At 49.8% G+C, this 24,881-nt stretch carries 18 protein-coding genes; 7 read left to right on the top strand and 11 right to left on the bottom strand.

The genetic code is table 11. The features are described 5' to 3' along the window. The first annotated feature begins 68 nt into the window (after positions 1-68). The 3 genes from ACYVAM_RS03255 to ACYVAM_RS03245 all read left to right on the top strand — a co-directional run bounded on the left by ACYVAM_RS03255 (position 69) and on the right by ACYVAM_RS03245 (position 4,332). Positions 69-1,601, top strand: coding sequence for an MBOAT family O-acyltransferase (locus tag ACYVAM_RS03255; protein ID WP_461063859.1), 1,533 nt, complete (start codon positions 69-71; stop codon positions 1,599-1,601). A gap of 368 nt (positions 1,602-1,969) precedes the next feature. Then, positions 1,970-2,683 (top strand): hypothetical protein, encoded by a 714-nt coding sequence (locus ACYVAM_RS03250; RefSeq protein WP_461063857.1) that lies wholly within the window; start codon positions 1,970-1,972, stop codon positions 2,681-2,683. Positions 2,684-2,718: 35 nt separating this feature from the next. Beyond that, positions 2,719-4,332, top strand: a complete 1,614-nt coding sequence (locus ACYVAM_RS03245) for a hypothetical protein (RefSeq protein ID WP_461063855.1) — start codon at positions 2,719-2,721, stop codon at positions 4,330-4,332. Between the two features lie 258 nt (positions 4,333-4,590). Here the strand turns inward: ACYVAM_RS03245 and ACYVAM_RS03240 are convergent, their stop codons facing one another. The 5 genes from ACYVAM_RS03240 to prmC all read right to left on the bottom strand — a co-directional run bounded on the left by ACYVAM_RS03240 (position 4,591) and on the right by prmC (position 8,488). Then, positions 4,591-5,286 (bottom strand): nucleotidyl transferase AbiEii/AbiGii toxin family protein, encoded by a 696-nt coding sequence (locus ACYVAM_RS03240; RefSeq protein ID WP_461063853.1) that lies wholly within the window; start codon positions 5,284-5,286, stop codon positions 4,591-4,593. Then, complete coding sequence (locus ACYVAM_RS03235; protein ID WP_461063851.1) at positions 5,283-5,861, bottom strand: hypothetical protein; 579 nt, start codon at positions 5,859-5,861, stop codon at positions 5,283-5,285. Before ACYVAM_RS03235 ends, ACYVAM_RS03240 begins: the two co-directional genes overlap by 4 nt. 126 nt (positions 5,862-5,987) lie before the next feature. Next, the gene (msrB, locus tag ACYVAM_RS03230) at positions 5,988-6,500 is read right to left on the bottom strand and encodes a peptide-methionine (R)-S-oxide reductase MsrB (RefSeq protein WP_461063849.1); all 513 of its coding nucleotides are present in this window, start codon (positions 6,498-6,500) and stop codon (positions 5,988-5,990) included. 62 nt (positions 6,501-6,562) lie between these two features. Beyond that, positions 6,563-7,540: an AAA family ATPase gene (locus tag ACYVAM_RS03225; RefSeq protein WP_461063847.1), complete on the bottom strand. Its 978-nt coding sequence runs from the start codon at positions 7,538-7,540 to the stop codon at positions 6,563-6,565. 99 nt (positions 7,541-7,639) lie between these two features. Continuing rightward, positions 7,640-8,488 carry a peptide chain release factor N(5)-glutamine methyltransferase gene (gene prmC, locus ACYVAM_RS03220; protein ID WP_461064219.1) on the bottom strand — a complete coding sequence of 283 codons (849 nt, stop codon included), beginning with the start codon at positions 8,486-8,488 and terminating at the stop codon, positions 7,640-7,642. A gap of 211 nt (positions 8,489-8,699) precedes the next feature. Between prmC and ribD the strand changes: the two genes are divergently transcribed. Continuing rightward, positions 8,700-9,782 (top strand): bifunctional diaminohydroxyphosphoribosylaminopyrimidine deaminase/5-amino-6-(5-phosphoribosylamino)uracil reductase RibD, encoded by a 1,083-nt coding sequence (ribD, locus tag ACYVAM_RS03215; protein ID WP_461063845.1) that lies wholly within the window; start codon positions 8,700-8,702, stop codon positions 9,780-9,782. Between the two features lie 117 nt (positions 9,783-9,899). On the opposite strand, the gene ACYVAM_RS03210 is transcribed toward ribD, so the two are convergent. Together ACYVAM_RS03210 and ACYVAM_RS03205 are read right to left on the bottom strand one after the other, a co-directional pair. Next, positions 9,900-10,409 (bottom strand): hypothetical protein, encoded by a 510-nt coding sequence (locus ACYVAM_RS03210; RefSeq protein WP_461063843.1) that lies wholly within the window; start codon positions 10,407-10,409, stop codon positions 9,900-9,902. A 14-nt stretch (positions 10,410-10,423) separates the two neighbouring features. After that, entirely contained in the window at positions 10,424-13,369 is a 2,946-nt protein-coding gene (locus ACYVAM_RS03205) for a TonB-dependent receptor (RefSeq protein WP_461063841.1), read from the bottom strand. Positions 13,370-13,951: 582 nt separating this feature from the next. On the opposite strand from ACYVAM_RS03205, the gene ACYVAM_RS03200 reads away from it, so the two are divergent. Next, positions 13,952-15,379 carry a tetratricopeptide repeat protein gene (locus ACYVAM_RS03200; protein WP_461063839.1) on the top strand — a complete coding sequence of 476 codons (1,428 nt, stop codon included), beginning with the start codon at positions 13,952-13,954 and terminating at the stop codon, positions 15,377-15,379. A gap of 7 nt (positions 15,380-15,386) precedes the next feature. Here the strand turns inward: ACYVAM_RS03200 and nagA are convergent, their stop codons facing one another. Next, a complete protein-coding gene (gene nagA, locus ACYVAM_RS03195; RefSeq protein WP_461063837.1) occupies positions 15,387-16,571 on the bottom strand; it encodes an N-acetylglucosamine-6-phosphate deacetylase in 1,185 nt (394 codons plus the stop codon). A 216-nt stretch (positions 16,572-16,787) separates the two neighbouring features. On the opposite strand from nagA, the gene ACYVAM_RS03190 reads away from it, so the two are divergent. Both ACYVAM_RS03190 and ACYVAM_RS03185 read left to right on the top strand, forming a co-directional pair. After that, a complete protein-coding gene (locus tag ACYVAM_RS03190) occupies positions 16,788-18,080 on the top strand; it encodes a 3-phosphoshikimate 1-carboxyvinyltransferase (RefSeq protein WP_461063835.1) in 1,293 nt (430 codons plus the stop codon). Between the two features lie 28 nt (positions 18,081-18,108). After that, a complete protein-coding gene (locus ACYVAM_RS03185; protein ID WP_461063833.1) occupies positions 18,109-18,912 on the top strand; it encodes a phytanoyl-CoA dioxygenase family protein in 804 nt (267 codons plus the stop codon). Here the strand turns inward: ACYVAM_RS03185 and ACYVAM_RS03180 are convergent. The 3 genes from ACYVAM_RS03180 to ACYVAM_RS03170 form a co-directional block, all read right to left on the bottom strand. After that, positions 18,909-20,327: a sensor histidine kinase gene (locus tag ACYVAM_RS03180; protein ID WP_461063831.1), complete on the bottom strand. Its 1,419-nt coding sequence runs from the start codon at positions 20,325-20,327 to the stop codon at positions 18,909-18,911. The two genes, ACYVAM_RS03185 and ACYVAM_RS03180, sit on opposite strands and share 4 nt — an antisense overlap. Positions 20,328-20,410: 83 nt before the next feature. Beyond that, the gene (locus ACYVAM_RS03175; RefSeq protein ID WP_179945465.1) at positions 20,411-21,088 is read right to left on the bottom strand and encodes a response regulator; all 678 of its coding nucleotides are present in this window, start codon (positions 21,086-21,088) and stop codon (positions 20,411-20,413) included. A gap of 545 nt (positions 21,089-21,633) precedes the next feature. Next, the gene (locus ACYVAM_RS03170) at positions 21,634-24,732 is read right to left on the bottom strand and encodes an efflux RND transporter permease subunit (protein ID WP_461063829.1); all 3,099 of its coding nucleotides are present in this window, start codon (positions 24,730-24,732) and stop codon (positions 21,634-21,636) included. Positions 24,733-24,881 lie beyond the last annotated feature (149 nt).

Below are 24,881 nucleotides of genomic sequence, written 5' to 3'. Positions count from 1 at the left end.
CAGGTTTACGGCGTATGGTTTACCGTTGGCTTATTGCCGCTGCAACCACACACGGTGCCTATTGAACGATGTTATTCAATTCACTACAATTTTTACTGTTCTTTACGGTCGTTACGCTTAGCTATTTCAGTTTGAAATGGCAGGGGCGGTGGATACTGTTGTTGATAGCCAGTTGCTATTTCTACATGGTTTTCCAGCCCGCGTACATCCTTATCCTGTTTCTGACCATCGTTATCGATTACATCGCCGGCATCTGGATCGAAAAAACGAGCGGCAAGTACAGGCGATGGCTGCTCATTCTGTCGCTTATTTCGAATCTGGGCATTCTGGCTTTTTTCAAATACCTCGGTTTTTTTGCCGAAAATCTGTCGTTCCTGTTTGACAAACTGAGCATGCCCGGTATGGCCGAAACAGTCACGGAACAGGTGAACCGGGTGTTTGTCAAAGTGCTGCACGTGTTTGGGCAAAGTGGCATCTCGTCGTATAAAGACAACATGAGCATTTTGCCTATCGGGCTGTCGTTTCACACGTTTCAGGCCATGAGCTACACGATTGAGGTCTACCGGGGCAATCAGAAAGCGGAGCGTCATTTCGGTATCTACGCGCTTTACGTCATGTTTTACCCGCAGCTGGTGGCCGGGCCAATTGAGCGACCACAAAATGTGCTCTGGCAGTTTCACGACTATTTTAAATACGATAAAGAGAACGTCAAAGCGGGCCTGATGCAAATGGCCTTCGGCTTGTTCAAGAAACTCGTCATTGCCGACCGGCTGGCGATGCTCGTCGATCATGCCTATGCCGAACCGGCTCAGCAAAATGGCCTGACGTTGCTGGTTGCCACGTTTTTCTACACATTCCAGATCTACTGCGACTTTTCGGGTTATTCCGACGTCGCCATCGGAGCGGCCCGGGTCATGGGTTTTACACTCATGGAAAACTTCCGGACGCCCTATATTGCCCAGTCCATCTCGGAATTCTGGCGACGCTGGCATATTTCGCTTTCGACCTGGTTCCGAGATTATCTGTATATCCCACTGGGCGGCAACCGAAAAGGGGAGGTGCGGCAGTACCTGAACATGCTCATCGTTTTCCTGGCCAGTGGTCTTTGGCACGGCCCAAACTGGACCTACGTGATCTGGGGAGGATTAAACGGCCTTTACCAGATTCTGGCCGTACTGCGGGATAAGCTACTGGCGAGAATGGGCTTTTCGAGTACACCGCCGAGTCAGGTAACGTCGCCCGCCAGCGAGAAGCCGGTGCAAAAATCGCCCGTGCGGGTGGTCGTAAACACCCTGATCACGTTTGTGCTCATCATGCTGACGTGGGTGTTTTTCCGCGCCCGTAGCCTGAGTGATGCCTTCCTGATTCTGAAACGGATTCCAACGCTCTCGTTCAGCGATCAGCTCAATAGTCCAATGAATACAACCGAGCTTTGGTTCAGTGTTTTTCTGATTGTTTTCCTTCTCCTAAAAGAGCAGTTTTACCTTACCATCCCCACCCGAAACACCATCCGTTTTGCGGCTTTGTTTGTGCTGGTCACGTTCGTTACCTATCTGTTCGGCGTATTCTCCTCGAACCAGTTCATCTATTTCCAGTTCTGACGAATCTCCGGACTTGTTTGACTTTATGCCTGGAGTCTATCCGGCCAGAAGTTGAAACCGCAGGTTGACTCACGTGGGAAAAGTACTTCTGTGCGTTGACGGCTGGATTACAGCCGCTTGTTTATTCTTTTCGTTAAGTCTTCTTCTGCAGCAAAGCAATACCCATCGATCAATCTTTCTGATTGGGTAGGAACGCGTATACGCGCTAATCGCGGTCAAGTGTACTGCGTTTATCAGCTGGGTAAACGTAAAAAATGATCATTTCATGCTTATTTAGTAGACGGTATGCCTGTTTTGTATATTACAAGTTACCTTTATGTCGATATGTTTACAAATGTTTACGTTCTATATAACGCAGCTCAGTTCTTATGAAACAAATTTTACTGGCAATTTCATTGATTCTTCCATCCACACTCTATGCGCAGTCTGACCTGTCCGCAACAGCATCGGAGCGTACGTCTCTTTCAGCCCGTTCGTTACCTGCTTATCGGCCGGGCTTTGCCATTATGGCGTCCGCGGGCACAGCTGGCGGGGGGCTGGCTGTAGGTTACTCCATCAACCGACGGTTTGCTGCCCGGCTTGGTGTTAATGCATTCCAATACTCAAATACGCTGAAAAGTGGTAAGGATTCCGACGATCTTCAAATCGGGTTTGACTATAAGATCAAACTGAAAACCATCAATGCGTTAGTCGATTATTATCCATTTGCTCAAACTGGATTTCGGATCACGGGGGGGGCTTTTTATAACCTAAACCAGATTGATTTTTTCGGCAAACCTACTAAAGACGTCAAATTAAACGACGTAACATTTTCGATTGACGAAGTTGGTACATTGACTGGACAAGCTGATTTCAATCGGATTGCGCCCTATTTAGGCCTGGGCTTCGGAAACCCCTACACGCGTCGCCGGGTGAAGTTTATGTTCGATCTGGGCCTCTTTTACCAGCAAGCCCCCCAAATTACCTTTAAAACGACTGGGCTCCTGGAACCCTCCTCCGATCAGGGTCCCATAATTCAGGAGAACCTGAAACCGCTCAAATTTTACCCAGTCATTAACATTGGTCTTTCTTATAAGCTGTAACCATACCATCTATTTAGCCAATATCATCTCGTATTATGAATCACTTTTCACTTGCCTCATCGCGTCCTTTTTTGAAGACATTATTCATCCTGACAACACTTGGGTTAGCCGTTGGCTGTCAGGAGGTAACCGATATTAAAAACATAGACCCTTTGAAAGGGGTAGTATTTAAATTAAACTACCAGCCTGGCAAAGCGCAGGTTCAGGGCCTGGTAGTTGATGCCAAAACGGGTGCACCTCTGGATATTCCGATTCAGGTCTCTATTCAGGGTAAAGATGCCAGCCGCACCATTACGTTCGATGGCAAAGCCCTAACCACGTATACGGCCCCGAAAGGTGATTTATACATTGGTTTAAAGGGAACTGTGCCTACAGCCGCAGCTCCTGCCGAACTGAGAATCGTAGTCGATGCCGAAGGGTACATCGCATCCAGCGCTAATCTGTCCTTAAAGCGGGCTTTAAACGACCCGTTTACGATTCGTTTAGTAAAGATCACGTCAACGCCAGCAGGGGTGGCGGCTAAAGTTGACGACGCAACGTCGTCAACTGCCGGTGCCTTAACGACCGATAAGCTGATTCAGGTAACAACGCCGTCCAGTGCTTCGGCAGCGTCTACGAATATGGCTGTCTCGTGGCCCGCCAGTACACTAATCAAAGATAGCAAGGGCCAACCCGTAACGGGCAAGATAACCACCTCTGTTGTCGCTTATTCGGGGCAGAGCCGGGAAGCTTTACAGACTTTTCCTGGTGGTTTAGACGCGTCAGTCGCGAAAGATGCTCAAGGTAAAAGTAACACAAAGGGTATTTTTGAGCCGATTGGATTTGTCGCCATTGAAATGAAAAATTCGGCTAATCAAACGGTTTCCACCTTTAGCAAGCCCGTTACGGTTCAAATGAGTATCCCCACTAATAGACTAAACAGCTCGACGGGTCAGCCTATAAAAGAAGGTGATAAGCTGGAGGTGTATAGCTATAACGAAACGACGGGTGCCTGGACCTACGAACGGGAGGTTATGGCCGAGCGTAAAGGGAATGATCTGGTTGCCAACGTATCCATCAATCACTTATCGTATTACGCGGTGACCATTCCCCGCAGTACGACAACCTGTCATGTTTCCTATACCGTTCGTGGGCTTCCGGCGGGGTATTCCGTCCGCTATACGATTTCGAAAGATGGCATGACAATAACATCTGGGAACAGTGCCGAGACTACGGCTGATCGTGTTTTTGAGTTTGATGTGCCGGCTGGTAATTACGAAATTTCGGTGCTCGACCCTGTTGCGAACAATGCCGTGCTTGGTACCACAAACGTAACGAACCCTTGCGGGGCTATTTCTCTGAATGTTACTGTCCCCTCCAGCGTAGATGCCAGCTTCACGGTTCGGGCTCGATGCGAGAATGGAAAGAATCTTGAAGTGTATCCAACCGTCACGGTATTCTATGGCGAAGTTGGTAACGCGTATGCAGGCGGATCGGCTACATTTGTGAATGGAAAAGGCGTACTGAAAGGGTTGAAGCCAAATTCGAAATACCAGGCTTGCGTTCATTACGAGGGTGAGTATTGTGAGGAATTTACAACCACAGGCGCAAGCGCCGAACAAACCCTGGATTACATCCTCAAGTCAAACACCGAGGCCTGCAAAAATTAATCAGGCAGAACCGGTAGCTTTTTTGATTCAATACATTTCGGCCTGCGACTAAAGTACGGTTTGCCAGGTAAAAGAGACCTCCTTTATGACGTTAGCATTGTTGTGATGCTTTACGCCGTCAGGGAGGTCTCCGTTTGTCAAGCCATAGGCGATTGAGGAGCCGTTAAATTTTGGTCGTCAGGATTTTTAATATGGGTTTCCGCTATGGCTTCCCCTCTTCGAACACCATTGCCACGCCATTCATGCAATAGCGCAGGCTTATTGATCCGTAATACGTTTCCAGATATTGAGAATACGCTGTGCTCGCTGACTCGCTGTTCTCGGCTCCAGGTGAGCGTATATGTTTTCGTAGACATTAGCGTCTGAGAGTAATACGGCTATCGCTTCTCGTAGATAGGAACGAACAGAATCCGTGCTCTGGATTAACTCATTTAAAAGTTCATTTCGATTATCGAACAGATAAATAATATCCTCGAAATCAGAATTACAGCGCAGGTCCCGGCCGTGTCGAAACGAGCTTAGGGCTTCTAATTTAGTGGCGACAAAATAAGGCGCAGAGAAAATTTGGATGGATTTTCGTTCATCTAATTTGTAGCCAATTGATTGAGTAACACCAGCTTCATACCAACGATTCGTAAAACCCAGAATGGATGAATCTGTAGGCATGATGTCGACAATCAAGCCACGTATTTTATACCGGCAAATGATTCCCGATTCAATGTCATTCACAAAACCTAACTGACGTAATCGATCGTCGAGCTGACGGCTGAATTCCGCATACGTAGCGACTTCAACGACTACATCTACATCCTCTGTTGGGCGTGGTTCGGAAGCGGCCGGGTCAGTTGCATACAAACTGACTGTTGCTCCACCCACAAATACGACTTTCTCGTTGAGTTCAGCTAATGCGTTTGCTACTGCTCGCAGTCGTACTAGATTAATGTGATGGCTCATTCGGTAATTAATAAACGTTGTCTAAGTTCATCAACGGCTAACTTGACCTCTCGGGCTTTTCCAACTCGTATAGCATCGATCAACGCCAACATTTCGTACAATAAGGAATCATTTTCAACCGCCTGTACGATAGTTGGATACAATGGCTCAATGGCCTGGCCACGAACCGTGCCATCAGCACTAGGCCAGACGTAATGTTCACTGGCCTGAATTAAAGCTGATAAAGGTTTTGCCGAATGAGCTGTTGGAGTTCCCCGAGTTAGGGCTCCCGGTTGTTGTGGGAAGACGTATTTCAAGCCATACTCCAAAAACTCGAATAAAGCCCTGGACATAACTCGTTTACTTTCCGGGTCATATAGGCCTGCAAATGCTGAGCGGGCTAGAGACTCCGTTACCTCTGAAGGGCTAATTCGGAGTTGAGCAGCAATGTCTTTATTTAATAGATCTCGTCCAGATTTTGGCAAGATCCGTATTTTATCTGAAGGGTTAAATTCACTCCAGCTTCTATTGTATTGAGCGCTAATCTTCAATAATACAGGTATATCCTGAGGGCGCATTCCATTGTGTTTTTTCATAATTCGCGATTCGCAAATTGCGAATTTTTGTCAAAGGTAACAAAAGAGCTATAAGCCTGATCAGTTCAATAATGGATGTAGGCTTATAGCTGACTTAAATAAGCTGTTTTGTTACAAAGATGTGGATTATGGCTTCCCCTCGTCAAACACCATCGCCACGCCATTCATACAATAGCGCAGGCCAGTAGGGGCCGGGCCGTCGCTGAAGACGTGCCCAAGGTGGGCGTCGCAAACAGAGCAACGCACTTCTGTTCGGCCACCATCGGGCTCGTTGTAAACCGCATTAGCGACGATGGGGGCGTAAAAACTAGGCCAACCCGTGCGGGAATCAAACTTGGTGGCCGACCTAAATAATGGATTATGGCAGCAGACGCAGGCATACACGCCTTGTCGGTGCTCGTGGGTGAGTTCGCTGCTATTTGGCCATTCTGTGCCACGGTCGCGGGCAACATTGTACTGGGAGCCAGTCAACTGCGTTTTCCAATCGGCATCTGATTTCTCAACCCGGCGGTTACCGGGCGATGTCGTACCGGCGGGGCGTTGGTGCGGGGGCCTTGGCCTGGCTATAAAGGTGCCATAAACCCATAAACCGGCAATCAGCAACACCGCTAATAATACGAAAATCCTGTTTTGTGGCATAGATGGAGACCCGAAGGTTTTTGTCTAAAACACAAAACGTACCATTTACCGTTCACCGGGACTTACCGGCCAATGGCTACTTTTCGCAAAATGGAATCGATGACCTGTAAGGTTGTCACACCGTCGGCTTCGGCTTCGTAATTGAGCATGATGCGGTGATTGAACACATCCGGGGCTACTTCTTTAATATCTTCCGGCAAAACATAATCCCGGCGGTCGAAGTAAGCAAGCGCCTTAGCAGCCAGGTTCAGGTTGATACTGGCTCGTGGCGACACACCAAACTGAATGTACCTGGCCTCGTCGCGGAGGTTATATTCCATGGGCCGACGCGTCGCGAAAACCAGCTCAATAATGTACCGCTCAAGGGTATCTGAAATGGTAATGCCATTGATCTCATTGCGAATGGCAGCCAGCTCTTCCTTGCCCAGTACCGGCTGCACTTCGTAATCGAAATTCATGTTCGACATCCGACGCATCACGGCCAGTTCGTCTTCTTTATTGAGGTAATCGACGAAGACTTTCATCATAAAGCGGTCTACTTGCGCTTCGGGAAGCGGATACGTACCTTCCTGCTCAACCGGGTTTTGGGTCGCCAGCACCAGAAAAGGACGGTCCAGAACAAACGTTTCTTCGCCAATGGTGACCTGCTTTTCCTGCATCGCTTCGAGCAGAGCCGCCTGTACTTTGGCAGGTGAACGATTGACCTCATCGGCCAGAATCAGGTTGGCAAAAATAGGCCCCTGTTTCACTTCGAATTCGGCCGTCTTCTGATTAAAGATCATCGTGCCGATCAGATCGGCGGGCAGCAGATCGGGGGTAAACTGAATGCGTTGAAAATCCAGTTCCAGCACCTTAGCAAGTGTGTTGATGGTCAGGGTTTTGGCCAGACCTGGTACGCCTTCGAGCAAAATATGGCCGCCCGTAAACAGCCCAATGAGCAACCGGTTGAGCAATCGATCCTGACCGACCACAACCTGGCTCATTTCGTTGAATACCTCGCGGATTTTAGTATGATAGGTGAATGAGGTCGTTGATTGCATAATAATTCGTTTATGATTTATGGTTTGTGGTTTACGGAGGCAATCACCGTCATGACTGGCCACTGTAAACCACAAACCGCAAACAGTAACCTAAATACCTTAAAACGTTATCCGAATACTGCGGTCTTTGCCGTGGATGTCTTTGTAGACGTGAATTTTGGTAAAGCCCCGGTCGGCAAAAACCTGCCGGGTCGCTTCGCCAAAGCGTTCGTTGATCTCCACATAGCAAGCTCCGTCTTTTGTCAGGTGCCGGACGCAGAAATCAGCCACGGCTTTATAGAAAACCAGCGGATCGTTGTCTTCAACGAAAAGAGCCAGGTCGGGTTCATAATCCAGCACATTGCGGTCCATATCGGCGGCCTCCGAGCGCGTCACATAAGGCGGATTGCTGACAACGCAATCGAACCGATGGCTGAAATCGGCGGGTACGTTCAGAATGTCCTGAATGGCAAAGTCAACATCGGCGTGGAGATTCTCCGCATTTTGGCGAGCCAACGCAAGCGCTTCCGTCGACACGTCCCAGCCCGTTACAACGGACTGAGGCAGGAATCTGGCCAGGGTGATGGCAATGCAGCCGCTGCCTGTACCAATGTCCAGAATGGGTACATCGTCGACGCGGTCGGCAAAATCGTGCATGATGAGCCGGACCAGGTCTTCGGTTTCGGGGCGGGGAATCAGCACATCGGGCGATACTTCAAACTCTAAACCGCAAAAAATTGTCGTACCAATAACGTGCTGAATGGGCTCCTGCCGGTTCAGCCGTTCCAGAATCTTGAACCAGTCGGGCTCCGTACGGTTTGGCGGAAGTGGTTTATCGGTGAGCACATCGGTTTTGCGTAAACCGAAATAATGATCAAGGAGCATGAAGGCCATTTCCCGGGCTTCTTCGGGCGCGTAAGCCGTAATGTTCTTGCTTAGGCGTTCGTATAAGGGTTTGGCAGTAGCCATTTGATTCGTGACGAGTAATTTTGCCAAAAATAGGAAAGTTTAGGCGGTTCCGTACCGGGATTTGCGGCATCTGATAGGCAGATTGCTTTTGTTGTCTGTAAAAAATACGATTAGCAGGGTACCGGATACCATTATAACGATAAACCTGTTTAAAGTTTCCGTACTTATGGAAAACGTTAAACAGGGTCGATATTCAAAACGTACAGAAACGATGTTGACTGGGATAGATGAACGGTTTATGAGTCGCGCGCTCGAACTGGCAAGCCTTGGCCGGGGGCAGGTCAGTCCGAACCCCATGGTTGGTTGTGTAATCACGCATGGGGTGGGTTCGACGGAGCCGCGAATTATTGGAGAAGGCTGGCATCAGCGTTATGGCGACTGGCATGCCGAGGTGAACGCCATTCGCTCGGTAAAGCCCGAAGACCGGCAGCTGCTACCCGAAGCGACCTTTTATGTGACGCTGGAGCCCTGTTCGCACTGGGGCAAAACGCCCCCCTGCGCTGATTTGCTCATTGAAAACCGGGTGAAACGGGTCATTTGTTGTAACGATGACCCAAATCCACTGGTGTCGGGGCAGGGGTTTGCCAAACTTCGGGCGGCTGGTATTTCCGTAGAAACGGGACTGCTTGCCGAACAGGGCCGCCAACTGAATGCCCGGTTCTTTACCTTTTTTGAGCGTAAGCGTCCGTATGTTATTTTGAAGTGGGCCGAAACCGCCGACGGATTTATTGCCGGGGAACAGGGTCGGCAAGTTACCATAAGCGGTGAACTGTCGCATCGGTTAGTGCATCGCTGGCGCAGTGAAGAACCGGCTATTATGGTCGGGGCCAATACCGCCCGGCTGGATAATCCGCGTCTGAATGTCCGCCTGTGGCCCGGCCCAGCTCCGTCCAACCAAAATCCAACACGCCTTGTGCTGGATAGTCAGCTATCGCTGGATCATTCGCTACACCTGTTTGATGGTTCTCAACCAACGATTGTGTACCATCGTGTCGAGGAGAAAACCGAATCCGGGTTTCCCAATGTCATGTATTCATTCGTGCCTGACGATACCCAATCGACACTCATTCATGTACTGGACGATCTCTACCAGCGAAAGATCCAGTCGGTGCTGGTAGAGGGCGGAACGCGCTTACTTACATCGTTTATGGAGGCTAGCCTCTGGGATGAAATGCGGGTATTTCGAAGCCAGACTATGCTGGGTACGGGCATCGCTGCTCCCCGGGTGCGGGGTAAGTTAAGTAATCAGGAAGCAATAGGTAAGGATGAATTGACCGTGTATGTAAACGCATGAAGACACACTGCCTGTCAGATTTTTCGGAAATAAAAAACACTCCGGTTTTAGCCGGAGCGTTTAGGGTGTGGAAGAGGAAGGGTGTTGTTTGCTCAGGCAACTGGCCTGAACGCCTTGTTACTGCGATTGGGCAACGGGTGTCGCATTACTGCCAATATTACCACTCGCCACCAGACTCGTGCCCGCCATAATTTTAACGTTGGCATTATAGGCATTCAGCTTATCATAGAAGCCCGCTTCGCTTATCGTGTAATATTTATTAGTGGAGAACTCGCCGGTCGTACCACTGATTGCATCGAGGGGTTTGAGCGTTTTGGCCGCACTATCGGCAGCCTTTCCCTCATAAATGGATGCGGCATAAGACGCTCCCGTTGCCGTGTTATACAGGCCCATTTCGACCAGGGTAACCGTCGAATTGTATTTGTAAAAGACCACCCGTCCATAAACGGTTGTTCCTGTGGCAGACGTGATGGTGTACGACTTGAAGGTCGTTATGGTACCACCGCCCGGCGCTACACTCGTATTGGGTTCGAATTTCTGCTGTTCACAGGAACTCAGGAAAGCAACGAGTGAGAAAAAGATGCCCAGTACGGCGATCGTATTTCGTATAGTGGAAAATCGGTTCATCGCTGGAAGTATAGTTAAAAGTTGAACATCAAACGGCCATAATAGTAAGCACCGTTGGACCCTTGCTGATTGTTGGAGTACAGATAAAAACCCTGGTTCTCGGGGCGGAGAATTTGTGGGTATTTATCGAAGATGTTGCTGCCACCGATGGATAGTTTCACATTCCGGTTCAGATCATACCCAACGCTTAAATCGAAAACTGCCTGTCCCGAAAATGTCTGGTCGTAAAAGTTACCGTCGTTATCTGAGGAAACAGACCGCTCCGTGACCGAACCAAAGTAGGTGCCTCTCAGCATGGTGTTAAATTTGCTCACCCGGTAGCTCACCGAACCGATCAGTTTTGTGCGGGGAGTGCCCGTTTCAAACTGGCCAATAACATCGCGGCTGAGGTATTTGCCAACAATTTGATCTTCGGTAAGATTGGCTACGTTCAGGTCGAGCACCTTTCGGTTGAGTACCGTATTCTTACTGAAAATGGCGGCCAGGCTGAACGTAACGCTGCTACCTTTTTGCAGATTAAGCGTGTAATTGCCAACGGCTTCGAGACCTTTCGAACGGACATCCGCTCCATTGACGAAAAACTGAGCTTCTCCGTCGCCGATGACTTCCTGGTAGTTGTTGCCAACTTCCGACGCGTTGAAATAACTGGTTCTGAAAATGCGGTTGTCAACATCGATCTGATAAGCGTCCAGGGTTACTTCAAAGCCTGGCGCCGGTTGGTAGGTCAGACCGAACCCATAGGTGCGCGACTGCTCCTGTTTTAAGCCTTTGATACCCAACACCCGGGCCGCTGTGCTGTTGGTCGGGTAAGTCGTTACATCCAGCGGTTGTGGAATGCCGTTCGCGTCGGGTACGAAAGCGGTTGCTGTATGGGTGTAGTTCAGCTCCTGTAGCGAAGGTGCCCGGAAGCCAGTAGCAATGGAGCCACGAATAGACAGGGTTTTTGTCAATGAATAGCGGGCGGCCAGTTTGCCGATGGTCACCCCGCCGAAATCCGAATAATTTTCCAGCCGGAAAGCGCCCGCCAGTAAAAATTTCCGCGTAAGTTCCAGTTCAGCATCTAAATAGGCGGCCATTGTGGTTCGGAATTCGTTCCGCTCATTCTTGGGTCCGAATCCCGCAAAGCACTGACAGTTAGACGACAGGGATTTTACCGTTACCTGCTGTCCGGCAAATACGGATAGTGGTTGCCCGTTTGCATCAACGATCGGGGCACTGTTGGCGTCTTCCAGTGGTTTTCCATCCGGGCCAACCAGCAGACCGTCCTTAACTACGGAAAGTATGCCTGCATTTCCGTAAGCGTAGCTCTCTTCCTGTCCCTTGATGATCTTGTAATTTTCAATCCGCATTTCTGCGCCAAAGGCGATATTCAGGCCATTCATCACGCCTTTGAAATAGCGGGATAAGTCGAGGTTCGTCGAATTCTGCGAGAACTGGTGGGTGCCCAGATTCATGTTCACCGGCGAATTGGAGCCGAGAGACGCATTGAACGTATTGACCATGCCCAGGCGCATGGTGTTCCTGCCAAATGTGTTGCTGAAGTCGACGCTGAAGTCTCCGATTTTGCTTTTGAGGCCAACGGTGTTCGAGATATCCGACGTATTCGACGTCATCTGAGGTCTGAATCCGTTGGGATAGAGCAGGTAGTTGAACCGGTCAGTTTGGGCGGGCCGGCGGAAATAACAGGAGAACCCTTCCAGGTATTTATACGACGCCCCGCCAAAACTGTAAATGGTGGTGGTCGGGTTTATCTCATAACCAGCATTGTAAAAGGTACTTCCCAAGGTAATGGCTGGCATGCCCGCATACACCGCAAAATCGGCTTTGGTCAGGCCTCGGGCACTCATCAGACCCGTCTCCGTTTTCAGGGCCGTAATCTGCGACGCGTTACCGGCCACCTGTGCACTGATCAATTCCGGGTTCGTAATGACTGGGTTTCCGTTCTTATCGGTTCGCAGGTTGTTCAGATAGGTATTGTCAAAAAAGCCCCAGTCGTTGACGAATGGCCGTAAGGTGGGTCGGCGCTGGGTAATCTGGCCTGAAATATTGAAAAAACCTTTGTCGCTGATCTTGAACCCGTAGTTGGCATCGAACTGATAATTGAACCCGTCTGGTTTTCCCGACTTGGTCAACGCGCCAGCCTGTCCGCCCGTGTTGGCATACCCGCCACCGGTAAGGCTACCCGTTAGTTTGTTCGTTCCTTTCTTCAGGATGATATTGACTACACCTGCCACGGCGTCGGAGCCATACTGTGCGGCTGCTCCATCCCGAAGTATTTCGACCCGATCGATGGCCGAGACGGGAATGGTCATTAAATCGACTGTAGTCGATGGGCTGCCAACGGCCGTTTCAGTAATGAGCAGGGCAGACGTGTGTCGTCTTTTCCCATTGACAAGAACCAGGATCTGGTTAGGTGCCATGTTCCGCAACTGAACCGGATCAACGTGCGAGTTGAGGTCGCCCCCCTGCGAACGAACCGCATTGAAACTCGGTGCCACAAAGGCGAGCATCTGGGCCAGATCCATTTGAGGCAGTTCGCCCATAATGTCTTTGATCGAGATCACATCGACGGGTACGGGCGTTTCCAGAATAGTGCGTCCCGTATTGCGCGATCCTGTCACGATCAATTCCGTTAATTGAGTGGCATCCTCATCCAGCGATATGTTGAAGGTGGTCTCGTTTCCTACTTTGACCTCTTTTGATTTGAAGCCAATAAAGCTGATCACAAGGACGTCTGTTGGCGACGCTTCCAGCGCAAACATGCCCTGGCTATCGGTAACGGCTCCTTTTCGTGTATTTCCTTTGACTAATACGTTGACTCCCTGCAGGGCTTCGGTGTTCCCGCTGATCGAAATTTTGCCCGTTATTTTCCGGCTTTGGGCCCACGTTTCTATAGGACACAAGGCGACCATGATGAACAGGGCGACCAGCATGTGATACTCACGTAATCTTTTTTTCATGGTTTGTATTTAATAGAGTTGAACAAACGAGTAGTAGGTAATTCGTGCATTTGGTGTGTTGTATCAGGTACTGGATTTAGGTAAAGGCAATGGTAAAATCTGGGCAATAGCAGACCGGAAGTCGATTTTATCGGCTTTACCAATTAGTAAAATTTGGGCTTAATCTTTTGCTGTAATCAGTTCAGTTATAGATGGTTCTATACGCTATACTCCTGCTGACTCAAAAACTCCCCGGAAAGTACCCGTGCGCACGGTTAGAGAGTAGTATTTACTGTTATTAATCAAATATTAATATTATAATATTGCATTCCAATAGTAAGGTAAAATATAATTCTGAAATACTTGATAAGTGCAATAGATAATTACTTGATGTCTATTTTTTCCAACTATAAGATTTTTTAGTATACTGATTGTCCAGAATTTGTTGCTGTAGGTTTAGACTGGAAAATTTGATCGCATTCGTGGTTACCGCCCCTTTCCCTCACAATCAGCGTACCGGCAAACTTGAATTGTTATCTTGCTGTATCAACCGGTTATGCATTTTACGGTATAGTCCTCTGTCCAACAAATGATTACATGTGTATGAACTACGTCTTCTTACTTATTTTCCTTTTATCGTATCCGTTTTCTGCCTTGGCCCAAAACGCACGTAACGCGGTGGAGGCTCAACATTTTATTAAGCTGGGAAATACCCTACGAATGGTTGATCGGTCTGAGCAGGCCATTGATTTACTATTGAGGGCCTTGCCCGCCGTCAGGTCGAAAGATGCGTATATGGAAGCGGTTACGTACGAAAATTTAGGCTATGCCTACCGCGAACAGGAGAACAGCCAGACGGCACTGGGCTATTTTCATAAAGCGCAGATGCTATACAAACAATTGAATTTTGGGGCTAGTGAAGCAGCCATGCGGCAATTGATCAGCGAAACCGCATCGAAAGATTTGTACGCGGGAATTGACGTCGGGGCGTCGGGGGTGAAGCTCGCTATTTTTCGAACCATCTACGAAAATGGGTTTTACAATAAAGACGTTAAAGTGAAACCCATTGCTCCCAACGTAACCCTGGTGTCAGGTACGGCTCAGTCGTTCAAAGATGGGCAGGAGGTGATGAAAGCCTATCTGGATTCGATTCGGCGCTACAACATTCCGGCCGATCATATTTACGTTGCCTTTAGCAGCGGGGTCAATGAAACGCTGGGGAAAACGCCCGCCAAGAAAAAGAAGCTGTACGAATTATTTTCGGCCCTGGTGACCAATAGCCTGCCCGGAAGCGATAGTCTGTTCATTGACTCGACACTAACGGCGGCCCGTGAAGCTGAACTGTTTATGATCGGGTCCATTCCTCGAAAACTGTGGCTTACGGCGTCCTGTGTCGATATCGGGAGTGGTAATACCAAAGGGGGGTATTATGACAGCGGCCATCGGTTTCATTCCGTTAGCTTACCCGTCGGTACCAAAACGCTGGCTAATCTGATCGATAACAATCGTTCATTATCCATTGATGCCTATAAAAAAGAAGCACAACGCGTTATTAAAATGATCGCCGATACGGCCATCAGTGTGGAGTTCAATACCACAAGTCCCGGCCTGCACCAACGCAGAACAGTAGCCCTGGGTGGCGGCATAGCCTGGGCCATGGCCGCCTACCTGCATCCCGAAAAAGCAGGCACGACGGCCGTGCCCATCACGCTGGCCGATGCTGAACAATTTGCCCGGTTGGCCATTACGGACTATCAAAGCCTGATTCACCCCGACTTGTCGGACCTGACCGATCCGGTTGTGCGCCGGAAGGCGGAGGCTGATCTGGTCAATGTGCAGAACCAGTTCAACGAAAAACAGCTTATTGCCGGGTCACTTTTAATGGAAGCTGTTTTACGCGCCTACGCCGACACGTCGATACCCAAGCGGTTTGTGTTTATTCGAGACTCGGATATCAGTTGGATAACGGGTAAGTTTCTGGAAACGCTGAATCAGAACTACGAGAAAGCCATCGCCAGAGACGCCCGATAAGTCATACTTACGCTAGCGGTTCACCCGATGCCCAGACACCTTTTACGTTCATAGACTGATCCAGCCGTACCAGATTGGCTACGTAATCAGGGTGAATTTTGCCTAATTGATCACCCATACCAATAATTTCGGCGGGAATAACCGAGGCCATTCGGAGCGCGTTCGTCAGCGGAATACCGGCTTGCTCAACGGCAATTTTAACGCAGTCGATCAACGTGATGGCCGAGCCAGCCAGGTTCCCTTCATTGTTGACATAGCGGCCGGGCCTGGGTTGATCAGGCTCAAAGTGCACGATAAACTGGCCCAGCTCAAAGTTGGGTCGGGGAGGATTGGCAAAGAGCGCGTCAGAAATCAGAAACAATCGTTCCGGTTCGCCGTCGGGGCACAGAAGCCGGTAGGCAATGCGGATGGCGGTCGGGTTGCAGTGATACCCATCGGCAATGATGCTGGCGTGAACCGTCGGGTAATCGAAAACCGCCCCGACAACCCCCGGCTCCCGGCTTTCGAAGCCGCGCATAGCGTTATAGAGGTGCGTTGCCAGCGGAATGCCCTCGTTGAACGCCGTGGTGGCTTGCTGGTAAGTTGCATTACTATGACCGAGGGAAAGAAGCGTGTTAGCGTGCTTTCGTTTTTTTATGGTGTCGAGCTGGTCGGGCGTCAGGATTTCGGGGGCCAGGGTTAGTATCCGAATGACATCGGCGTTGGTGCTGAACAGGGTTTCCAACTCGCCATCGGCTGGTGTTCGAACATAGGCGGTGCTGTGCGCACCCCGCTTAATCGGGTTAAAATACGGGCCTTCGATGTGAATACCCGGTACGCCAAATGGATTTTCGGCCCTTACAACCTGCACGGCCGCCATCGACTCCTGCATGATCGCGAGGGACGTGGAGTGAATGGTCGGTAGCAGGGTCGTGGTGCCGTTCCGGGAATGGGAGTCATAAATATGCCGAACCGTTTCGGGGGTTGGCTGATCGTTCAGAAATAAATCAGAGCCACCATACAGTTGCAGATCGACAAGACCCGGAATCAGGTAATCGCCGTCGAGATCAATGATCGTGGCCTTATCAAGATCACGTTGGGTGGGTGTTGAGGAGTTGATTTCCCGGATACGCCCGTTTTCGATGCGGACGGATGCGTTTGGTAACCAGTTGGTTCCGGTAAATAAATGGGCGTTTGTGAAAATAAGGGTCATGCCTGTTCAGCCTGAATGTTAGTTGAGTTGCCGGATACGTTCGGCGCTTTTAAGGACAGGGTTGCCGGATGGAGATCGGACAGACACTCGATAAATCGATCATTCTGTCGAAAAAGAACTCCCCGTCTGATACCCTAACGCAGATAATGGCCGGAATGTAGTCGATTTTTCGTTTTTTTGCGAACTATTTCGTGTCAGTACCAACCTGTTTATCTCTTGAACGCTGTTCGTTTAACACCCCCCGCCACGCTAACGCAATCCCGACTGGATGCTTCCGGTCTTGTCCAGGCCACGATTCCACTGGCTTCGTCGAAAAGTGAAAGTAACCGCGCGTTAATTATCGACGCACTCACCGGATTTCGCTGCGATTTGCAAAACCTCTCGACCGCCCGGGATACACAAACGATGATTCGGTTGCTGAAGTCAACCGATCAGACGGCCGATGTGCTGGATGCCGGGACAACCATGCGTTTTCTGACGGCTTATTTTGCTGTAACGGGCCAAGAAAAAATAATGACGGGCACCCCCCGGATGTGCGAGCGCCCAATCGGAATTCTCGTGGATGCCTTGCGGACGCTGGGTGCCAATATTACCTACCTCAAGCAGGAAGGCTACCCGCCCCTGCAAATCAAGGGGTTCTCCTCAGCAGCGGAAGCCGGTAATCGGCTGAGCATTCGTGGGGATGTGAGCAGTCAATACATATCGGCACTCGTGATGATTGCCCCACTGCTCCCAAATGGGCTGACACTGGAGTTGACGGGCGCCATTGGTTCCCGTCCATATATTGAAATGACCCTCGAACAGATGCGGTATTTCGGGGCCGATGTTCAGGCCGATTGGGAGACAAAGACGATCACCGTAGCGCCCAAACCCTATACGCCTAAATCATATGCGATTGAATCGGACTGGTCAGGGGCAAGTTACTGGTACAGTGTCGCAGCGTTGGCCAACGACCGGATCGCCGGACCGCTCACGACGGAGATCAACCTGCTGGGTCTGAAAGCGAAGTCGCTCCAGGGCGACAGTGCAATCGTCGACATCATGCGTTCGTTGGGTGTCGAGAGTACATTCACGGATTCGGGGGTTCGCCTAACCAAAGGCCCAACGGCCACATCGCTGGCCTGGGATTTTACGGATTGTCCTGATCTGGCCCAGACCGTAGCCGTTTGTGCCGCCGTGAAAGGAGTCGTGCTCCGGCTTACGGGTATCGAAAGTTTGAAGATAAAGGAGACGGACCGGGTGGCGGCTTTGCAGGCTGAGCTGCAAAAGATTGGTGCTGAGCTGGTTGAGGTAGAGCCGAATCATTTATACGAAGTTCATCGATTGGCGGAAAGTCCTTCAGGCCCGGCTACCATCGCAACCTACGACGATCACCGGATGGCCATGGCGTTTGCGCCGGTAGCCATGCAGCATGAAATCATTATTGACGAACCCGGCGTTGTGGCTAAGTCCTATCCTTCCTTCTGGGATGACATGGCGCAGGTGGCAACGGTATCGTACATACAGTAAATCGAGAACCATACATTTAGACCCAATTATGACACATCGGGAGCAATTCGAACAGCAGGGCTATCTCATTGTCCGTAACGTGTTTACGCCCGACGAAGTAGCTAACTTACGCCATTCGGCGTATGAACACCGGGATCGGCAACAGAAACTTGGCCAAGTGGCGCAGGTCAAACAGGCAGCTTCGGTGAAAGGGGATCTGTTGAGTAAAGACGGCCTGAGCTGGGTCATTTATGACCCACGAATTGTGGCCATTGCCACCGAACTTCTGGGCGATACACCTGTCTATTTTTCCGATAGTACGTATCAGATCGGAACGGGTACGCGCGGTTTCCACCGGGACAACATCGACCGCTATCAGTTTGGTCAGGGGGCTGACTGGGAAGGGCCATACCCGCTTATTCGTTTCGGTATTTATTTACAGAACCACGACAGCTTTAGTGGCGGCATTCGGTTTAAAGCCGGGAGCCACGAGGCTGCTGATGGCGCCGATGTCTTCGCCGACACGCGTGCGGGCGATATTGTGGTCTGGAACATGCGAACGCTCCACAGTGGCAACGCCCGTCGGATGAAAGTGCTGACCAATCTGCCCCTGCACGTGGGTCTGGAAAACCGACTGCCCGATTTTCTGTTCCGGGAGCAGCAGGGCGAACGCGTATCGCTGTTTTTTAGCTATGGTCTTGAAGGAAAACACCTCGATCGTTACCTTGAACAGCACATTCAGAAACGAGCTGATATGCAGGAAAACGTGCGTCTATCTACATACTCGCCCGAAACGCTTAAAAAAGCGCAGCAGAATAACGTAAAAGTGCTGGATGTGAAGAAGTTAGTTTAATCCGTAGATTTGGCCGCTGCTACTTTCACCGAGTTTGTGCTCCCGGCCAAGGCCTGAGACGGCGTATAGGTCGTTGGGAGAGTGATGCGAAACGTAGTTCCTTTTCCTATGACCGAATCGACCTGAATATGGCCATGATGCAATTCAATGATGCGTCGCGTCAGGGCCAGGCCAATGCCATGACCAATAATGGTCATGGTTGATTCTGAGCGGTAAAAAGGCTCAAAAATATGCGGAAGATCATTCTCCGGAATGCCATAGCCCTGATCACTGAAGGTAAGTTTTAACCGCCCTTGTTCAAAAAATATGCGCACCGATACGGACCCGTCCGGCGAATATTTACAACCGTTTTCCATCAGGTTCTGGAAGGCCGTTTGCAGGAGTGATTCTTCCCCAACAATGACCAGTTCTTCTTCATGAACAGGAAGGTTATCGAAGTCGATGTCAATCTGATAATCGGGCTTTTTGCTGATAATCAGACTCTGCGCCTGCCATAACAGCTCATCGATACGAACCGGCTGGTAGTTGAGCGTTACCACATCCGAACTGGCCCGGGCCAGTTCGAGCAGGCCGTTCACAAGCCGGATCATACTCTTCACTTCATCCAGCAACGCATCGAAAGCGACTTCATATTCCTCCGTTGTGCGGGCCTGTAGCCGGGTTACCTCAATCTGCCCCATCATGACCGTGAGCGGAGTACGCAGCTCATGGGATGCGTGCGAAACGAAGCTTTTCTGCAACACAAAGGCTTCTTCGAGTCGGAAAAGCAGATCGTTGAACGTTCGAGCCAGATCGGCCAGTTCATCGCGCGAACGACCCACCCGCAGGCGCTCGTGGATATTGGTTGCCGAGATGGCATTCACCTGGGTAATGAGCTCAGCCACAGGCCTTAGTGCATCGGTTGCAAACAGATAACCCGCTATGCCAACGATAACCAGGCTTAATAACCAACCTGAAAACAGGATTTCCCGCAGCCGGTCGAGCTTACTTAATCCATAGCGATCGTTGCCGGAAGCCACAATGATCAAAGGCTCTTTCCGGGCGTTCAAATGCAGCACCGCAATGGCCTCGATATCGCCAATTCGACTATACTGGGGTTTCTGGTAAGCAACTTTGCTCAGGAACGCCGGTGTTACCGGGAAGCGTGGGCGCTTGTTTTCCTGGTTGTATAAAACGGTACCCTGTCGGTTGTAGATCGTGACCTGCTCATCGGTCATCACGGGCAGATCCGCCCGCGGCACTTCACCGACGTCCTCACGCAGCCGGACAGTCGTGAACGCTTTCTCAACGAGCCGCTGCTGAAATTCCTGCTCCCTGAACTGGTCATACAGGTAATAAACAGAGACTGTAAACAGCAGGACTATCGAAGCGACCAGCAGTACAAATAATAACGTCAGGCGAGTGCGGATGTTCATAAAATAAGTCGTACGTTGAACGGTGACCAGTTATGACTGGCGACTGACCAACGTACGACCTGCCACTACCTGATGGATTCGATTTATTCTTCTTTTAACATATACCCCATGCCAATGACCGTATGAATAAGCTTGGTTGGGAAATCTTTGTCAATTTTTTTGCGAAGGAAATTGACATAAACATCAATAACATTCGTGCCTGTATCGAAGTGAATGTCCCAGACTTTTTCGGCAATATCGACCCGCGAGACGACGCGACCCCGGTTCCGCATCAAATAATCGAGCAGACCAAATTCTTTGGCTGTGAGCTCAATACGTTTATCACCCCGACGAGCAATTTTCTCATTCAAGTCCAGTTCCAGGTCGGCTACTTTCAGCACATTGGCCTGCATACCGGCATCGCTGCTTCGTTTGGTCAGTGCCCGTAAGCGAGCCATTAACTCACGAAACTCAAACGGCTTCACCAGATAATCATCGGCACCCGCTTCAAAGCCCGTTAATTTATCATCTACCGAACCCATAGCGGTCAGCATGAGAACGGGCGTCCGGTTTTTTTCCTGTCTGATGGATTGAACCACATCAAAGCCATTCATTTTTGGCAAGTTGATATCTAGTACAATCACGTCGTAGAGGTTATTGAGGGCCATGTTACGACCAACTTGCCCATCATAGGCCACATCTACTTCGCACGATTGCTCCTCCAGCCCCTTCTTGACAAAGGAAGCTAATTTGGGTTCATCTTCTACTACCAGGATCTTCATATCGGCAACATACATAGCTATCGGCTGATTTAAAAACGGCAGATTAATTTATTTATTAAAAGATATACACAGCCTAGCGAAAAGTGCCACACTAGTGTCGGCAGATGTTTACTTGGTTGAGTGTTTAAAACTCGCTGTGTAACCTTAAAAGGAGTTGAAAATGGAATTAAAAGGCTGTTAAATAAAAGCGGGGCTCTCGACTGGAGCTGGGTTCGGGTTCCTGAATCGGTAAATGGGAGCCATAGGTAGGCCAGAAAGCTAGTTGAATTCGGGCTTGGCTAATCAACAAAAAAGCCGCTCCGAATATCGGGGCGGCTTTCCGCTTCTATCCACACCATTTCAAGATTGACGACCGGGTGGCCGCCAAATCTTGATGTTCAACCTTCCCTTTGTAAAGGATTGTTATGCTAAAAGTAAGCAATTTTTTTATATATACAGAAAAGCAAGCACTTTTCTGTATTAACACCCTGCAAGGTTGCAATTTCTTTTTAAAAAAAACGAAAGAACCCGGTTAAAATTATTTAACGTATCTAAAATAGCCGCAATTAAATGTCATTGAACTTCTGCCGGTAGAAAGCATAGAATATCAGTGGAAAGATAAACAGCGTTAACAGGGTAGCTGTAATCAAGCCGCCGATCACGACAATGGCCAGAGGCTTAGCCGTTTCAGAGCCAATCCCGTGTGAAATAGCCGCCGGAATTAAACCGATACCGGCCATCATCGCGGTCATTACTACCGGTCGTATTCGTGAGATAACCCCCTCGCGTATCGCGTCAGTCAACGGTATACTATTGCGAAGATTTTTCTTGAAAACGGATATAAGAATGACACCGTTTTGAATACAAATTCCGAAGAGAGCGATGAAGCCAATGCCCGCCGAGATGCTGAAGTTGACGTGCGTAATCAGGAGCGCTGCAATGCCACCAATGATTGCGAAGGGGACATTGAAGAGCACCAGACCCGCGTCTTTTACATTGCCGAACAAAACAAACAGAATAAAGAAAATGGCCAGCAAACTAATGGGAACAACCTGCGCTAACCGGGCCGTGGCGCGTTGCTGATTCTCAAAATCGCCAGCCCACTTGGCCGTATAACCAGCCGGAAGTTTCACATTGGCCTGCACTTTCTGCTGAGCCTCGGCAACGGCACTACCCATGTCGCGGCCCCGTACCGAGAACTTGACCGCTCCGTAGCGCTGGCTGGCTTCCCGGAAAATCAGCACGGGTCCGGTCTGGGTGTATACATTGGCAATTTCTTTGATAGGAATCATACTGCCATTTTCGGTCGGCACCATCAATTGGCTGATCTGTGACTCGCTGGAACGGAACGGACGATCATATCGGATACGGAGATCGAACTTCCGTTCGCCTTCGTAAATCTGGGTAGCCGCCTTGCCACCGATAGCCATTTCAATCACCGCTTCGGCATCTGATTTGTTAACGCCATAGACGGCAAGCTTATGTTCGTCCAGCTCAATCCGCATTTCGGGCTGGCCCGTTGTGCGAATAACGCCCAGGTCTTCGATGCCCTGCACTGTAGCTAACTGGTTCCGGATCTCGTTGGCTTTCGTTTCCAGAACACCCTGATCCGGACCATAAATTTTCACAGCAATGGACCCTTTTACGCCCGATACAGCCTCTTCGACGTTGTCCATGATGGGTTGTGAGAACCCAAAGTTTACCCCCGGAAAAACGCTGAGTTTCTCCTGCATTTTTTCAATCAATTCTTCTTTGCTCAGACCACTTTTCCAGTCATCCTGCGGATAAATATCCACCAGGAACTCGATGTTGTAGAAGCCGGTTGGGTCCGTGCCGTCATTGGGGCGCCCCGTTTGGGAAATAACGCCTTTCACCTCGGGAAACTGCTCGAAAATGTGGCGCATCTGCACCGTTTGTTTCACCGACTCGGGCAGCGAAATACTCATGGGCATTGTTGCCCGTACATAAATAGACCCTTCGTTCAGCTCGGGTAGAAACTCGGTGCCCAGCAGCGTAAAGCCCGACAGCCCAACAGCGACCAGAACGCCCGTCAGAATCATGCTGATTTTTTTATGGGCGAAGGTAAAATTGAATAACCGTGTTGAAGCACTCGTTACCACATTTACGAACGGATTGTGCTTCTCCCGGACGTCTTTCTTGAGCAGAATACTCGCGAGTACGGGCACTAAAGTGAGGGTAAAAATCAGCGCACCGAGGAGCGCAAACCCAAGGGTCCAGGCCAGGGGAGAGAACATTTTACCTTCCACTTTCTGGAATGAGAAGATCGGTACCAGACAGGTGATGATAATGGCTTTGGAAAAGAAAATGGCCTTTCCCATTTCGGTGCCGGTTTTCCGGATGATTCCCATTTTAGCCAGCCGGTTGAACTTAGCCATTCCTTTTTCATGGGCCACTTCGTCGAGCGTTACGAAAATGCCCTCCACCATCACCACGGCACCGTCAACGATGATCCCGAAGTCGATGGCGCCCATGGACAGCAAATTGGCCGACATGCCTTTTAGCCGCAGGCAGATAAAGGCGAACAGCAACGCCAGCGGAATCACAATCGATACCGTAACGGTGGTACGCCAGTCGGCCATGAAGATAAACACAATGACCGTTACAAAGACGATCCCTTCGATGAGGTTGTGCGTAACTGTGTGGGTGGCGAAATTAATGAGCGTTTCCCGGTTGTAGAACGTGTTTATTTCTACGTCGCTGGGCAAGATGCTGGTATTCAGTTCGTTGATTTTGGCTTTCACCCGGTCAATGACCTCGCTCGGGTTTTCGCCCTTGCGCATCACCACAATACACTCAACGGCATCGTCTTCCTTATCGCGACCCGCCTGCCCGAGCCGCGGCATGGCCGACTCAGAAACCTGGGCGACGTTGTGGACCGTGATGGGCGTTCCTTTAATATTCTTGACAATGATATTCTGAATATCCTGCTGGTTCTTCAGTAGGCCAATGCCCCGCACTACGTAGGCTTCCGAGTTTTTCTCGATCACATCACCGCCCACATTGACGTTAGCGTTGGCAACGGCCTGATACAATTGCAGAGGGGTGATGTTGTAATCGATCAGGCGACGGGGGTCGACTGAGATCTCGTACGTTTTTACCTCGCCACCGAAACTAACGACATCGGCAACACCGGGTACACTCTTCAGCTGGCGTTCGATCACCCAGTCCTGCATGGTTTTCAGCTCACGGGCCGTGCGGGTGGGCGATTGAAGAGTATACCGAAAAATCTCGCCGGTAGGTCCATACGGAGGTTGCACATCGGGCTTGATCCCTTCGGGCAGTTCGACCCCATTGAGCAGGTTATTGACCTGCTGGCGGGCAAAGGCGTCATCGACCCCATCGTCGAACAGGATTTTAACCACCGACAGGCCGAACAGCGATGTAGATCGAATATCGGTGCGCTTCTGCACTGAATTCAGACCAATTTCGATGGGAATCGTTACAAACTTTTCAACTTCCTCGGCCGACCGCCCCGGCCATTGCGTAATAAGCGTGATCTGGGTATTGGTGACGTCGGGGAAGGCTTCAATGGGTGTATTCTGATAGCTGATAACACCCGCAACAACAGCTAAGCCTGTCAGAAAAAATATAAAAAACTTATTCTTCAGCGAGAATGATAAAATACTCTTTATGAATTTATTCATACCGATTACGGCGTGTACGTCATTTAGGTCTACAAAAGTGCTGGCCTGAACTTAAATTGGTCTTAACCTGCGGTTAAAAGAGTGTTAAATAAGTAGTCGGGATTCGGGGCTATAAAAACCAGGGTCAATTAGCCATTAATAAATGAATC

This window comes from Spirosoma horti, assembly GCF_054776595.1.
This window is presented reverse-complemented; position numbering and strand designations above follow the sequence as displayed.